Annotated in this window: 11 protein-coding genes and 1 tRNA gene; 4 read left to right on the forward strand and 8 right to left on the reverse strand. The window is 71.3% G+C overall.

Annotation, left to right across the window (positions count from 1 at the left end; genetic code table 11):
- Positions 1–6: 6 nt before the first annotated feature.
- Together hutC and DJ019_RS19645 are read right to left on the reverse strand one after the other, a co-directional pair.
- Complete coding sequence (hutC, locus tag DJ019_RS19640) at positions 7–711, reverse strand: histidine utilization repressor (protein ID WP_111278335.1); 705 nt, start codon at positions 709–711, stop codon at positions 7–9.
- Complete coding sequence (locus tag DJ019_RS19645; protein WP_111278338.1) at positions 708–2,072, reverse strand: formimidoylglutamate deiminase; 1,365 nt, start codon at positions 2,070–2,072, stop codon at positions 708–710. Before DJ019_RS19645 ends, hutC begins: the two co-directional genes overlap by 4 nt.
- Before the next feature lie 59 nt (positions 2,073–2,131).
- Here DJ019_RS19645 and hutI point away from each other — a divergent pair, with 59 nt between their 5' ends.
- From hutI to hutU, 4 genes are read left to right on the forward strand one after another with little or no spacing between them, the layout of a single operon-like run.
- The gene (gene hutI / locus DJ019_RS19650; RefSeq protein WP_111278340.1) at positions 2,132–3,331 is read left to right on the forward strand and encodes an imidazolonepropionase; all 1,200 of its coding nucleotides are present in this window, start codon (positions 2,132–2,134) and stop codon (positions 3,329–3,331) included.
- Positions 3,328–4,857, forward strand: a complete 1,530-nt coding sequence (hutH, locus tag DJ019_RS19655; protein ID WP_111278343.1) for a histidine ammonia-lyase — start codon at positions 3,328–3,330, stop codon at positions 4,855–4,857. Before hutI ends, hutH begins: the two co-directional genes overlap by 4 nt.
- Complete coding sequence (gene hutG, locus DJ019_RS19660) at positions 4,854–5,666, forward strand: N-formylglutamate deformylase (RefSeq protein ID WP_111278346.1); 813 nt, start codon at positions 4,854–4,856, stop codon at positions 5,664–5,666. Before hutH ends, hutG begins: the two co-directional genes overlap by 4 nt.
- Positions 5,663–7,330 (forward strand): urocanate hydratase, encoded by a 1,668-nt coding sequence (gene hutU / locus DJ019_RS19665; RefSeq protein ID WP_111278348.1) that lies wholly within the window; start codon positions 5,663–5,665, stop codon positions 7,328–7,330. Before hutG ends, hutU begins: the two co-directional genes overlap by 4 nt.
- A gap of 1 nt (position 7,331) precedes the next feature.
- Here hutU and DJ019_RS19670 read toward each other — a convergent pair whose 3' ends face one another.
- The 6 genes from DJ019_RS19670 to DJ019_RS19695 all read right to left on the reverse strand — a co-directional run bounded on the left by DJ019_RS19670 (position 7,332) and on the right by DJ019_RS19695 (position 14,346).
- Complete coding sequence (locus DJ019_RS19670; RefSeq protein WP_111278351.1) at positions 7,332–8,213, reverse strand: ribose-phosphate diphosphokinase; 882 nt, start codon at positions 8,211–8,213, stop codon at positions 7,332–7,334.
- The gene (locus tag DJ019_RS19675; protein ID WP_111278353.1) at positions 8,210–9,748 is read right to left on the reverse strand and encodes a thymidine phosphorylase family protein; all 1,539 of its coding nucleotides are present in this window, start codon (positions 9,746–9,748) and stop codon (positions 8,210–8,212) included. Before DJ019_RS19675 ends, DJ019_RS19670 begins: the two co-directional genes overlap by 4 nt.
- Before the next feature lie 67 nt (positions 9,749–9,815).
- A complete protein-coding gene (locus DJ019_RS19680; RefSeq protein ID WP_240606553.1) occupies positions 9,816–11,018 on the reverse strand; it encodes an efflux RND transporter periplasmic adaptor subunit in 1,203 nt (400 codons plus the stop codon).
- A 3-nt stretch (positions 11,019–11,021) separates the two neighbouring features.
- Complete coding sequence (locus DJ019_RS19685; RefSeq protein ID WP_111278356.1) at positions 11,022–13,391, reverse strand: FtsX-like permease family protein; 2,370 nt, start codon at positions 13,389–13,391, stop codon at positions 11,022–11,024.
- Positions 13,388–14,086, reverse strand: a complete 699-nt coding sequence (locus DJ019_RS19690; protein WP_240606554.1) for an ABC transporter ATP-binding protein — start codon at positions 14,084–14,086, stop codon at positions 13,388–13,390. The genes DJ019_RS19685 and DJ019_RS19690 overlap by 4 nt, the downstream gene beginning before the upstream one ends.
- A 183-nt stretch (positions 14,087–14,269) precedes the next feature.
- Positions 14,270–14,346 (reverse strand) — tRNA-Met (locus DJ019_RS19695).

Below are 14,346 nucleotides of genomic sequence, written 5' to 3' on the forward strand. Positions count from 1 at the left end.
GCTGGGTCAGCCGCTGCGAGGCGAGAAGCGCGCCGTCAGGTCATAGGCCTCGCCTGGGAACGTCATCCGAACGTGGGTGATGCGGACCTCGCCCCGCCAGGTCAGGCGCTCGAGGACGAGACAGGCCGCTTCCGGCTCCAGGCTCAGCAGGCGCGCGGCCTTGCCGGCGCTCACGGCGCTGATCCGATGCTCGGCCTCGGTCCAGGGCACGTGGGTGAGCAGCCAGCCGCCCGGCGCAGTCATCGTGAAATCGACGGCCTCGGCCTCCGGCGCGGCCGACAGGCTGATCAGCCGCTCTTCCAGGGCGAAGGGCTGACCCGCGGCCCGATGCAGACAGGTCATCGCCAGGACCCGCCCGCCCGGCGGCAGGTCCAGCGCCCTCGCCTCGTCGGCCTTCGCGGCCCGGGCCGCCCGCGACAGCAGTTCGTAGCCGTAGGTCTCGCCGCGCGCGGTGACCTCAGCCTGGATGTCGGGAATGTCGAGCACCGCCGAGTGGATTCGCGGCCGCGCCACGAAGGATCCTGCCCGGCGGAGGCGCACGATCAGCCCAGCCTCCGCCAGCGGGGCCAAGGCCTTGTTCACGGTCATCCGCGAACAGCCGTACTCGGCCATCAACTCGTGCTCGGCCGGCACGCGGTGCCCCGGCGGCCAGGCGCCCGAGAGGATGCGGTCCTGGATATCCGCGCGAATGCGCTGGTGAAGGCTGCTCATGCCAGCAGACGACCTAGCACCTCGCGATAGCGCCGCTCCAGGGCCGGTCGCTCTACGTGGCGTCCCTCGGCCACCACCTGGCGTCCGCGTCGCCAGACCGCCATCACCGGACTGTGGCGGCAGGCGAAGATCCAGCTGTCCAGGACCGCATCTCCGCGCTTCATCGCTAGCGTGGGATGGCCGGCGTCGAGCGCGACGAGGTCCGCCGGGGCCCCGACCTCGAGCCCGGACGCGCCCCCCAGCGCCTGCGCGCCGCCCGCGAGCGCGCCGCGGAACAGGCGCCCGCCGGTCGAAACGCCAGGCTCGCCCGCCAGGACGTTGCGCGCCCGCCTCGACAGCCTTTGTGCGTACTCCAGCGCTCGCAGTTCGCCGGCGGCGTCGATGAGGACGTTGGAGTCCGTTCCGATCCCGAAGGCGCCGCCCGCCGCCAGATAGTCCGCCGTCGGGAACACCCCATCGCCAAGGTTGGCCTCGGTCACGGGACAAAGACCCGCCACCGCGCCGCTTGCCGCGAGCCCTGCGGTCTCCGACCCGGTCATGTGAGTCGCATGGATCAGGCACCAGCGGCGATCGACGTCCGCGTTGGCCAGCAGCCATTCCACGGGCCGGGCGCCCGACCACGCGACGCAATCGTCCACTTCCTTGGTCTGCTCGGCCGCGTGGATGTGGATCGGGCCGTCGCCCAGCCGCGCCACGACCCGTAGCTCTTCGGGGCTCACGGCGCGCAGGCTGTGGGGTGCGACGCCGACCAGTGGGTCCGGCAGGCGGGCAACCGCGCGGCGCCCCGCCTCGACGAGCTGCTCGAACGCCTCGAGGCCCATCACGAAGCGCCGCTGGCCCGGCGCGGGGGCCGCGCCCCCGAACTGCGAGTGCGCATAGAAGACCGGCAGCAGGGTCAGGGCGATGCCGCTCGCCGCTGCGGCCGCGACGATCCCATGGATCATTTCGGCCGGGTCCCTGAACGGCGTCCCGTCCAGGTCATTGTGCAGATAGTGGAATTCCCCCACCCGCGTGAACCCGGCCTCCAGCATCTCCGCGAAGGCGAAGGCTGCGATGGCGGCGTTGTCCTCAGGCGTCAGGCGATCGACGAAGCGGTACATCGCCTCCCGCCAGGTCCAGAAGTTGTCGCTTACCGGCCCCGCGACCTCGGCCAGGCCCGCCATGCCGCGCTGGAAGGCGTGACTGTGCAGGTTGCAGAGCCCCGGCACGGCGACGCCGTGGCTCGCTTCCCCCGCTTCGCGCCGCACGTTCGTCTCGATCCGCGCGATAAGCCCATCGGCCAAGGTCAGGCGCACGTCCGGGACCCAGCCGTCCTCCAGCAACGCTTCCTGAAACCACACAGTCGTGGGGCCTGCGGTCACTGGACTCCCTCCCTCGGCGCGCTATTGTCTATACAATAGACTTCAGCCGGAGGACAGGGATGCGCTGCGATCGCGTCTGGGCCAACGCCCGGCTCGCCACCCTGGCCACGAGCCGCGCGGGACTCGGCGAGATCGACCGGGGCGTGGTCGCGTCCACCGGCGATCGCATCGTCTATGCCGGCGCCCTGGAGGACGCGCCCTCCTTCGACGCGGCCGAGACCATCGACTGCGAGGGCCGCTGGATTACGCCCGGCCTCATCGACTGCCACACCCACCTCGTCCACGCTGGCGACCGCGCCCATGAGTTCGAGCTGCGGCTGGCGGGCGCCTCCTATGAAGAGATCGCCAGATCTGGCGGCGGCATCGCCGCCACGGTCGCGGCGACGCGCGCGGCCACGGAATCCGACCTCGTCGCGACGGCCCGTCCCCGGCTGGAGGCGCTCGTCGCGGAAGGCGTCACCACCGTCGAGATCAAGTCGGGATACGGCCTCACCACCGACGACGAGTTGAAGATGCTGCGCGCCGCGCGGGGACTGGGCGACCGGGCCAGCATCGTCACCACCCTCCTGGGCGCCCACGCCCTGCCCCCGGAGTTCGCCGATGACGCGGACGGCTATGTCGATCTCGTCTGCGCTGAGATGATCCCCGCCGCGGTCGAGTTGGGGCTCGCCGACGCTGTCGACGCCTTCTGCGAGGGTATCGGCTTCACAGCGGCCCAGACGCGCCGGGTCTTCGAGGCCGCCCGGGGCCATGGCCTGCCGGTGAAGCTGCACGCCGAGCAGCTTTCGAACCTCAATGGGGCCGCGCTCGCGGCCGAGTTCGGCGCGCTGTCCGCCGATCACCTGGAACATCTGGATTCGACAGGCATCGAGGCGATGGCAAGGGCCGGCACGGTGGCGACGCTGCTGCCCGGCGCCTTCTACTTCCTCCGCGAGACCAGGCTGCCGCCCGTCGAGGCCCTGCGCGCGGCCGGCGTGCCCATGGCCCTCGCCACGGACTGCAATCCGGGCACCTCGCCCCTGACCTCGCTCCTGCTGACGCTGAACATGGGGGCCACCCTGTTCCGCCTGACGGTCGAGGAATGCCTCACCGCCGTGACGCGCAACGCCGCCCGCGCCCTGGGCCTGTCTGGGGAGGTCGGGACGCTGGAGGCCGGCAACCGCTGCGACCTCGCGATCTGGGACATCGAGCGCCCGGCCGAACTCGTCTACCGCATGGGGTTCAACCCGCTCCATGCGCGCGTCTGGAGGGGAATTTGAGCCACGTCGTCCTGAAACCCGGCGATACGCCGCTGCCCGAGTGGCGCCGGATATACGCTGGAGCGCCGGTGAGGCTGGACCCGGCCTCGCTCCCGGTCATAGCGGAGGGCGCGCGCGCCGTGGAACGCATCCTCGCGCGCCATGAGCCGGTCTATGGGATCAACACCGGCTTCGGAAAACTCGCCAGCGTGCGGATCGACGACGCCGACCTGGAGACGCTTCAGCGGAACCTCGTCCTCTCCCACGCCGCCGGCGTCGGGGAGCCGACCCCGAAGCCTGTCGTGTGCCTGATGATGGCGCTGAAGCTGGGCAGCCTGGCCCAGGGCGCCTCGGGGGTACGGCCAGCCACGGTCGAGTTGCTCGAGCGGATGCTGGGGGCCGGGCTGATCCCGGTCGTTCCGGCGCAGGGCTCCGTGGGCGCGTCAGGCGATCTGGCGCCCCTGGCGCACATGACCTGCGCCCTGATTGGCGAGGGCGAGATCGACACGCCGGCCGGCCGCCGGCCCGCCGCCGAGGCCCTGCGCGCCGCGGGCCTGCCCCCCCTCGTACTCGGGCCGAAGGAGGGCCTGGCCCTCCTGAACGGCACCCAGTTCTCGACGGCCTATGCGCTCGCCGGCCTGTTCGAGGCCGAGCGGCTGTTCCAGACCGCGCTGATCACGGGCGCCCTGTCGACGGAGGCCGCGAAGGGCTCGGATGCGCCCTTCGATCCGCGGATCCACGCGCTGCGCCGCCAGCCTGGCCAGATCGAGGCCGCCGCGGCCCTCCGCCAGCTCATGGCCGGATCGGCGATCCGCGCCTCTCACCTGAAGGACGACGAGCGCATACAGGACCCCTACTGCCTGCGCTGCCAGCCGCAGGTGATGGGAGCCGCCCTGGACGTCCTGCGCCAAGCGGCGCAGACGCTCGGTTTCGAGGCGAACGGCGTGTCGGACAATCCGCTGATCTTCGCCGGCGAAGACGTGGCCCTCTCGGGCGGCAACTTCCACGCCGAACCTGTGGCCTTCGCCGCCGACATGATCGCCCTGGCCGTGTGCGAAATCGGGTCCATCGCGGAGCGGCGCCTGGCGATGCTGGTCGATCCGGCCCTCTCGGGCCTGCCCGCCTTCCTCACCCCGCGCCCGGGGCTGAACTCCGGCTTCATGATCCCGCAGGTCACCGCCGCCGCGCTCGTGTCGGAGAACAAGCAGCGCGCCCATCCTGCCAGCGTCGACTCCATCCCGACCTCCGCCAACCAGGAGGATCATGTGTCCATGGCCGCCCACGGCGCCCGACGCCTGCTCGCCATGGCGGAAAACGCCACCGCGGTCATCGGCATCGAGCTCCTCGCGGCCGCCCAGGGCTGTGACTTCCATGCGCCCCTGCAGTCCAGCGACGCGCTGGAAGCCGTGCGGAAGCTGGTCCGCCGTAGCGTCCCGGCCCTCGACCTTGACCGCCTGTTCCATCCCGACATGGAGGCGGCCAACGCCATGGTCCGCACGGGCGCCGTCGTCTCGGCGGCGGCCCTGCCGCTTCCGGCGGTCGCATGACGGACTGGCTGGAAATCCACCGCGGCGAGGCGCCGCTGGTCGTGAGCTTCCCCCACACGGGAACCGAGCTTCCCTCCGCCGTCGCCGCGCGGATGATCTCGCCCTGGCTGGCCCGCAAGGACGCCGACTGGTGGATCCACCAGCTCTACGACTTCGCGCCCTCGCTCGGCGCGACCACGATCCGCACGGGCATCAGCCGCACGGTGATCGACGTGAACCGCGACCCGTCGGGCGCGTCGCTCTACCCCGGTCAGGCCACCACGGACCTTTGCCCGACGACGACCTTCGACGGCGAGCCGCTGTATCGCACCGGCGAGCCGGACAGCGCCGAGGTCGCCCAGCGCCGGGCCCAGTGGTTCGAGCCGTACCACGCCGCCCTGGGCGCCGAGCTCGACCGACTGCGGGCGCGACATGGCAAGGTCGTCCTCTACGAGGCCCATTCGATCCGCTCGGTGATCCCGCGCCTGTTCGACGGCCAACTCCCCGATTTCAACATCGGCACAAACTCAGGGGCGAGTTGCGACCCGGCGCTGGCCGCAGCGGTCGAGGCGGCCTGCGACGCCAGCGGGTTCACGCGCGTGACCAACGGCCGGTTCAAGGGCGGCTGGACGACCCGACACTACGGCCGACCGAGCGAGGGGGTCCATGCGATCCAGATGGAGCTTGCCTGCCGCAGCTACATGGACGAGCCGGAGGGCCTGCTCACCTCGCTCGTCTGGCCCACGGCCTACGACCCCGTCCGCGCCGCGCCGATGCGCCAGGCGCTCGCCCACGTCCTCACCGCCTGCCTGGACTTCGCCGCCGCATGACCCGCCACGATCCCACCCGCGTCATCCGCCCCCCGATGGGAAGCGACCTCACCTGCCGAAGCTGGCTCACCGAGGCGCCGCTGCGGATGCTGATGAACAACCTCCACCCTGACGTCGCCGAGCGCCCGGAAGACCTGGTCGTGTACGGCGGCGTCGGCCGCGCCGCGCGCGACTGGGAGAGCTATGACCGGATCGTGGAGACCCTCCGCCGCCTGGGCGACGACGAGACCCTGCTGGTCCAGTCCGGCAAACCGGTCGGCGTCTTCCGCACCCATGCCGACGCGCCGCGGGTGCTCATCGCCAATTCCAACCTCGTTCCCCGCTGGGCCACCTGGGAGCACTTCAACGAGCTCGATCGGAAGGGCCTGGCCATGTACGGCCAGATGACCGCCGGCTCGTGGATCTACATCGGCGCCCAGGGCATCGTTCAGGGCACCTACGAGACCTTCGTCGAAATGGGCCGCCAGCATTACGCCGGCGACCTTTCCGGCCGCTGGCTGCTGACCGCGGGGCTGGGCGGCATGGGCGCGGCCCAGCCGCTGGCTGCGGTGATGGCGGGCGCCTCGTGCCTGGCCATCGAGTGCCAGCCGTCGCGGATCGAGATGCGCCTGCGCACCGGCTACCTGGACCGGGCCACCGAGAGTCTGGACGAGGCGCTGGCGATCATCGAGCAGTCCTGTCGGGACAGGGCGCCCGTCTCGGTGGGCCTGCTGGGCAACGCCTGCGAACTCCTCCCGGAGATCTACGCCCGCGGGGTGAGGCCCGACCTGCTCACCGACCAGACCTCGGCCCATGACCCGGTGAACGGCTACCTGCCCAAGGGCTGGAGCCTGGAGCGCTGGGCCGCCATGCGCGAGCAGGCGCCGGACCAGGTGGAGGACGCGGCACGCGCCTCCATGGCTGAGCACGTCGAGGCCATGCTGGCCTTTCGCGCGGCGGGCGTGCCCACCGTCGACTACGGCAACAACATCCGCCAGGTGGCCAAGGACGCTGGCGTCGCGAACGCCTTCGACTTCCCGGGCTTCGTGCCGGCCTACATCCGCCCGCTGTTCTGCCGGGGGATCGGCCCCTTCCGCTGGGCGGCCCTATCGGGCGATCCCGAGGACATCTACCGCACCGACGCCAAGGTGAAGGAGCTGATCCCCGACAACCCGCACCTGCACAACTGGCTGGACATGGCCCGCGAGCGCATCCGGTTCCAGGGCCTGCCCGCCCGCATCTGCTGGGTGGGCCTTGGCGATCGCCACCGGCTGGGCCTGGCGTTCAACGAGATGGTCGCCCGGGGCGAGCTCAAGGCCCCCGTCGTCATCGGCCGCGACCACCTGGATAGCGGCTCGGTCGCCTCCCCCAACCGGGAGACCGAGGCGATGCGGGACGGATCCGACGCCGTCTCCGACTGGCCATTGCTGAACGCCCTGCTCAACACCGCCTCGGGCGCCACCTGGGTCTCGTTGCACCATGGCGGCGGGGTCGGGATGGGCTACTCCCAGCACGCCGGCATGGTCATCGTGTGCGATGGCTCCGATGCCGCGGCCCGCCGCATCGAGCGCGTGCTCTGGAACGACCCGGCCACGGGAGTCATGCGCCATGCCGACGCCGGCTACGAGATCGCGCTCGAGGTGGCGCGGGAGAAGCAGCTCGATCTGCCGGGAATCCTCGGCTGAGCTAGGGCGTCAGTTCCTCGCGCAGGGCCGCCGCCAGCAGGTCGGCGAGCGGCGCGGCGTTGGTCGGATGGATGCAGGAGTCGGTGGAGACCACACGGCTGGCCCCGGCGTCCCGCAGGCGCGCCATTGCGCCGTCCTCCATCAGGGCGTGGGTGACCGCCACCTCGACACTCGCCGCGCCCGCCTTGAGCAGCAGCTCCACGGCCCGCGCGAGCGTGGAGCCGCTGGAGCAGACGTCGTCCGCCAGCGCAACGGCCTGCCCCTCCACCGCTGACGGATCGGCCAGGGAGATGCGAACGTCGCGGTCGCCGTGCCGCGACTTCTGCAATGTCAGATGCGGGGTGCGGAGCTCGGCCGCCACGGCCGCCGCCCATGGCCCGGCCTCCACGTCCGGCCCCACCACCAGCGTCGCGCCTCCGTCCGCCAGCGCGCTGGCCAGAACCGGCGCCGCGGACAGCACCGTGACCGGCACGCCCCAGGCCGCGCTGAGGTCGGGCGTCCGGTGCAGGTGCGGATCCACCGTCACGATCCTGTCGAACCTGCGGGCAAGCAGATCGCCCATCACATCCCGACTTAGGGGCTGGCCCGGCGCGAACACCTTGTCCTGGCGGAGATAGCTCATGTAGGGGGCCACCAGCACGAGGCGCTGGACCCCTGCCCTCCGCCAGGCGTCGCAGGCCTGCAGCAGCGGCATCAGCTTGGGATTGGGCCGATCCAGGGAGCGATAGACGATCACCGTCGCGCCCGCCTCCGGCACGGTCGGCAGGGTCTCCTCGTCCGGAAAACGATGAACCGACACCAGGCCGAGCCCGACGCCCAGCGCGTCGGCGAGGCGCCCCGCCGCCGCGGCTTCATCGGCAAAGGCGTGGACGGGACCGGTCACCGGCTGATCCTGACGCCGCTGTCCTCGCCGGCGGCTTCTATGGCGAAGCCGAAGTCTGCGGGCTCCGAGGCGTGGATCCGGTAGACCGGCTCGCCTGCCCGCACCGGCTCCCCCATTTTCCGCAGGAGTTCGAGTCCCGCGCCGGGGTCAGTCGGCGCGCCGGCGAGCCGCGCCACGGATGCGATCCTGAGACAATCGATGCTTGCGACGTGTCCGTCCGTGGCCGCGCATACCTCGTGCGTCAGCGCCCCGGTCCGACGGGCGATCGGTGAAGCGCCCTGTGCAGCGCAGATTTCCTCCATCTTGGCCATGGCGGCGCCGCTCTCCAGCAGGTCCCGAGCGCGCCGCTCACCGGCGCCGCCGTGAAGCGCGGGATCGAATTCCAGCACCCGGCCGGCCAGCCAGACGGCCTTTTCCTTCAAGTCGCTCGGCGCATCTGCGCGGCCCGCCAGCACGGCCTCCACATCCCGAGCCTCGAGCACCGGCCCTACGCCACGGCCGATCGGCTCTGGTGCCTCGGTGATCATCACCTCAAGAGAAAGTCCAATTCCGTCCGCGACATATTCGAACAACTTCTTCAACCGAAGGGCTGACCGGCGGTCCCGGACCTTTGCCGTCGGGCCCACCGGGACATCAAGGATCAGGTGGGTCGAACCGGCGGCGGTCTTCTTCGACAGGATCGACGCGACCATCTGCTCGGGCGTGTCGATCGACAACGGACGCTCCACCGAGATCAGCACGTCGTCGGCGGGTGACAGGTTCACGCGCCCGCCCCAGACCACGCAGGCTCCGCAGGCTTCCACGACGCTCCGCATCTCGGCCTCGTTCAGGTCGACCCGCGCGAACACCTCCATGGTGTCAGCCGTGCCGGCCGGCGAGGTGATCGCGCGCGAGGACGTCTTCGGCATCGTGAGCCCGTGCGCCGCCACGATCGGGGTCACGATCAGCGAGGTCCGGTTCCCCGGGATGCCGCCGATGCAGTGCTTGTCCACCACCATCGGCCGACCCCAGTCCAGACGGGCGCCGGCGCCGATCATCGCCCGCGTCAGCGCGAGCGTCTCCTCGGTAGTCATGAAGGCGGCGCAGGCGACGAGAAAGGCCGCGACCTCCATGTCCGACCACTGGTGTCCCGCAAGGTCGCGGGTGATCGCCCGGTAGTCGTCGTCCGTCAGGGACTCGCCGGCGATCTTGGCCTTCACCAGATCCAGCGTCTTGGGCGCGCGCGCCGGCGCGACGTGGATCGCGTCGCCCGATGTCACCCCCAGGCGCCGGAACACGGGCTGGGGCAGGCCGATCTCGCCGGGCCCCACCACGCTGGGATCGTCACAGATCATCGGGACCGCAAGCAGGCGAAGGCTTCCGGCGACCACCTCGACCTTGCGCACGCCGGCCAGACGTTCCGGTCGGACGACCGGGTTGTTGCGCGCCAGGAGCACCACGTTCTCGCGGAAGGTGTCCAGCGCCAGCGGCCGGGCCACGAGCGTTGCTGGGGCTATCGTCGGCCTTTGGCCCGCCGAGGAACTGTCGCCGTCCATCAAGGCTCCTCAGGAGTCGCGCCGATGATGTTGCAGCGTAACATGTATTTGCCGATGTGCTGCGAGCTCACTCGCCCCGGTCCCGGAGCCGGACACCGTCGCCGACCTTGTCCGACGGGAAGACCACGACCCGCTCGCCGGCCTTCAGCCCCTTGCGGATCTCGGCCTCCTTGTCCGTCATCGCCCCGACCTCGACGACCGTGAGCCGCGCGCGTCCGCCCTCGGCCCGGAACACGGCCCAACGCCCGCCCTCCCGCACGAGCGCGCCCAGCGGCGCCTTCACCGCCTTGGGCTCGCGCCGGAGGATGACCCGCCCCCAGACCCGGTACCCCGGGCCCAGGCGCGCCCAGCCGGCCGGGTCGCCGGCGAACTGCAGCAGCACCAGCACCCGCTGCTCCTCGACGCCCAGCGCCGAGACCTTCGTGAAGGCCTGGGGCTCGACGCGGCGGACGACCGCGGGGATGGTCCCTTCTCCGCCCCAGTCGAAGATCTCCGCGGGCATTCCCTCGCGGATTCGCACGGCGTCCTGGGTCAGGAACTCCACCGCCGCCTCCAGGCCGCTCTGGTCGCCGATCTCGACGAGGGGCGCCCCCATCGCCACGGTGCGTTCGCTCTCCTGCAGGACCCGGGTGACATAGCCGGACGAGGGCGACGTCACCGGAACCGCACCGCCGCCGTCGGCTTCCGGCCCGAGGAGCGCGGAGCGCGCCGCCGTCAGTTCCGACCGCCGCACCGCGAGCTGCGCCGCCGCCGCGCGGACCGCCGCCCGGGCCGCGCGGGCCTGCGCCTCGGCCGCATCGAGCGCCTGGTTCGCCGCATAGCCCTTCTCGGCCAGGGTTCTCACCCGCCGCAGATCGGCGTCCGCCTTCCTCGACTCGGCTGCGAGTTGCTCCTGCTGCGCCGCCGCCGCGCCGACCGCGGCCTGTGCGGCCGCGACGGTCGCCTGCGCCTGAGCCCGGGTGCGAGGATCGAGCAGGTCGGCGCTGGCTGGCGCAATCCGCGCCACGACCGTCTGGCCCGCCACCACCCTGTCGCCGACGTGCAGGGCGATCCGTTCCAGCCGACCCGAAACCGGCGCTGCGATCACATAGGCTTCGCGCACCCGTGCATAGCCCTGGTCGGCGACACTCTCGGCGATCGGGCCGACGGATACGACAGCGGTTCCCACCTCCACGGGCCGGGGCGCCAGCAGCATGACCACGGCGGCGACGGCAAGGGCCGCCACCCCGCCTCCGAGGGCCCAGCGAACCCACCTGACCTTGCCCGCCACGCCCTACTCCCTCGTCTTCAGCACGGCGACGAGGTCGAAGCCCCAGATGCGCCGCCCGACCATTGCCGCCGCCAGGATCACCGCCGACAGATAGGCGACGATCGATATCCCGTAGCTCCTTGCGCTGATCACCTCCGGGAGCCTCATCTCGTCGCGGGAGTAGGCCAGCACCAGCCCGTGGGCCAGCGCCTGCCCGCCGATCACCCCGATCGGCGTGGCCACCAGCGCCAGGACCGCCAGCTCGCCCACCAGGATGTACGCGCACTCCCCCTGGCCGAAGCCCAGCACGCGCAGGGTCGCCAGGTCACGCGATCTTTCCGACAGCGCGATGCGGCTCGTGTTGTAGGCCACGCCGAAGGCGATCGCCGCGGCGAAGCTGACGTAGAACATGATCATCACCCGGAAGGCTTCCGCCATCGCCTGGCGCCAGCCGGCGACGGTCTCGTCCCGCGACGACGAGCCTATGATCTGAGGGGTCCGCTCGATGGCGCTATAGAACGCCGGGCGCTGGTCGGCGGCGACCAGAAGCTGGGCGCCATTCGCGACGTCGCCCTCCCCCATGAGCCGGTTGAGCGCCCGCCGGTCCATGTACGCGGTGAAGCCGCTGTAGTCCCGGGCAAGGCCCGTGATCGGAACATCCGCCGTCGGGCCGGAACCGTCCACCACCTCGATCCGCGCGCTTTCGCCGGGCTGCAGCCCCAGCCGTGCGGCCAGCGCCTCGCTGATCACCAGGCCGTGGCCCTTGATGGGGACCGGCCGGTCCAGGCCGTCCAGAGGACGCTGGAATGAGGCATCCGGCTCCACTCCGACGATGCGGATCCGATCCTCGCGGCCGCTCGCCTTGATGCGCGCCGAGACGGCGCGGACCGGCTCCGCGGCGAAGACGCCCGGCAGGCGCCGGACGGCGCCGATCGCCGCGATGCTCCTCGCTTCGGCGAAGCCGATCGCCTCGCTCCATCGCTGGCTTCGATAGTAGGCCTGCTCCACGATCCTATCGATGCTGTCGAAGAGGAACTGGGTCCCGACCAGCAACGCGAGACTGGACGCCAGGCCCGCGATCGCGAACGTCGCCCGAAGCGGAAAACGCTCCAGGTTGCGCGCGATGATCCGGGTCGCCTGGTCGACGGCGCCGTCGCGGACGATCCGGTCCAGCACGCCTTCCCGGTACGCGGTCGGACGCAGCGGCTGCATGGCGATGGCTGGCGACAGCGCCGCCGCCCGGCGGACCGCCGCGACCGATCCCGCCAATGTGGCGCCGACCGCCACCGCCGCCGCGCCGGCGAAGGCGCCCCAGTGGAAACGTATCTCCAGCACCGGGAACCGGAAGTATTCCCGATACTGCTCAACGACCGCCGCCGCGAGCAGGCCGCCCGCCAGCCCTCCGCCAGCCGCGCCGAAAAGCCCTATGACCGCCGCCATCCGAAGGTAGGGCGCCGTGGCCTCCCGGTCTCCGTAGCCGAAGGCCTTCAACAGGCCGATCTGCTCGCGCTCGGCCTCGACCAGGCGCGTCATGGTCAGATGCACCAGCGCCGCCGCGACGATCAGGAATATCGGCGGCAGGATCGAGGCGGAGGTCGACAGCTCCTTCAGCTCCGCGTCGAGGAACGCGTGCGAAGGCTGGTCCGCGCGCGCGTAGGCCGACCGCCCCCCATACCTTGCAAGGGTCCGGTCGAGTTGCTGGATGACCGCCTCAGCGGACGCGCCTGGCGCGAGACGCAGGGCGATGGCGTTGACCGCGCCGTTCATCCCCGTGGCCTGCTCGACCGCCGGGCGCGGCGCCCAGATGACCGCCTGGTGCGCATCGTCCGGCATCATCGACTGCGGCGCCGGGACATAGACGTACTCGGGCGACAGCGCCGCGCCGACGATGGTGAAGGTGAAGGCGCGCCCTTCGATCACAGCGGTCAGCCGGTCGCCAAGCCGAACGCCCGCCGCGTCCATGAAGGTCCTCAGCGCGAGGGCCTCGTCGACCCGCCTCGGATCCGGCATCCGGCCCGCGACCAGCCGGACCCGATCCAGCGCGCCCCGATCATCGTCCGGCAGCGAGACCAGCCGCGCCGTGGCCGGACGCGCCAGTCCCGGCACGTCCATCAAGCCGGCCTCGACGATCCGCCCGTCGACAGCGGTCACCCCTTCCAGCCGCGCCAGGTCGCGCACGCGGGACACAGGAATCCGCTTGGCCTGGGCGAAGACATCCGCGAAGCGGCTCTCGGCATAGAAGGCGCGCTGCGCCTCGCCCAGCGCCTGCTGCGCGGAGAACGACATCACCGCCACCGCCACGCCGCACGCCACCAGGAGCCCGATGGCCATCACCTGCCATTTCAGTCGCCAGAGATCCCGCGCCAGCTTCCTGTCCAGCGGGGCCGGCCTCACCAGCTCATCTCCCGTGGCGTCGCCCTGGTCGCATTGGTCTCGATCCGCTGGATCGCGCCGTCGCGGCAGCGGATGACGCGGTCCGCCATGGCGGCGATCCCGGTGTTGTGGGACACGATCATCGTCGTCGCCCCGACTTCACGGGTCACGTCCGCGATCGCCTCCAGCACCTGGACGCCGCTCTCGCTGTCGAGCGAGCCGGTCGGCTCGTCGCACAGCAGCAGTTCGGGCCGCTTGGCGATCGCGCGCGCCACCGCCACGCGCTGCTGCTGGCCGCCCGAGAGTTGGGAGGGAAAGTGATCCATCCGGTCGCCGAGGCCCACCCGCGCCAGCGCCTCTTCCGGCTTCATCGGGTCCGCGGCGATCTCGGTGATCAGCGCCACGTTCTCGCGCGCGGTCAGACTGGGGACGAGATTGAAGAACTGGAAGATGAAACCGACCGACCGTCGGCGGTAGCGGGTCAGTTCCACCTCGCTCGCGCTGGCCAGCTCGAATCCGTGGAACCGCGCCGAGCCGCTGCTCGCCCGGTCCAGCCCCCCCAGGATGTTGAGCAGGGTGGACTTGCCCGACCCCGACGGCCCAAGCAGCACCAGCGTTTCGCCGGCCAGGATGTCGAGATCCACGCTCCGAAGGGCATGCACGTCGCCCGCGCCGCTACGATAGACCTTCGACAGCCCGCGGACCTCGAAGGCCACCTCGCTCCTGCTGCATGAGCCCTGCGCCGACATGCGCCATTCCTGCCCCAGTCCGCCGTCCCACGGCCTTGACCGGGCTCAACCTGGAGTCTCGCGGCGCGCCCCCGCAAGCGAAAACCCGCTGCTCTGCCCATCTCCGGATACGCAAACGGCCCCCGCTTGGGGGCGGGGGCCGATGTGGCTTGGGTGCGGGGACAGGATTTGAACCTGTGACCTTCAGGTTATGAGCCTGACGAGCTACCGGGCTGCTCCACCCCGCG

Source organism: Phenylobacterium kunshanense, from assembly GCF_003254525.1.
In the GTDB taxonomy this organism is placed as follows: Bacteria; Pseudomonadota; Alphaproteobacteria; order Caulobacterales; family Caulobacteraceae; genus Phenylobacterium; species Phenylobacterium kunshanense.

Coding starts and splice junctions, on each gene's coding strand:
- hutC (WP_111278335.1), bottom strand. CDS start 711: ATGAGCAGCCTTCACCAGCGCATTCGCGCGGATATCCAGGACCGCATC.
- hutI (WP_111278340.1), top strand. CDS start 2,132: ATGCGCTGCGATCGCGTCTGGGCCAACGCCCGGCTCGCCACCCTGGCC.
- hutG (WP_111278346.1), top strand. CDS start 4,854: ATGACGGACTGGCTGGAAATCCACCGCGGCGAGGCGCCGCTGGTCGTG.
- hutU (WP_111278348.1), top strand. CDS start 5,663: ATGACCCGCCACGATCCCACCCGCGTCATCCGCCCCCCGATGGGAAGC.
- DJ019_RS19675 (WP_111278353.1), bottom strand. CDS start 9,748: ATGGACGGCGACAGTTCCTCGGCGGGCCAAAGGCCGACGATAGCCCCA.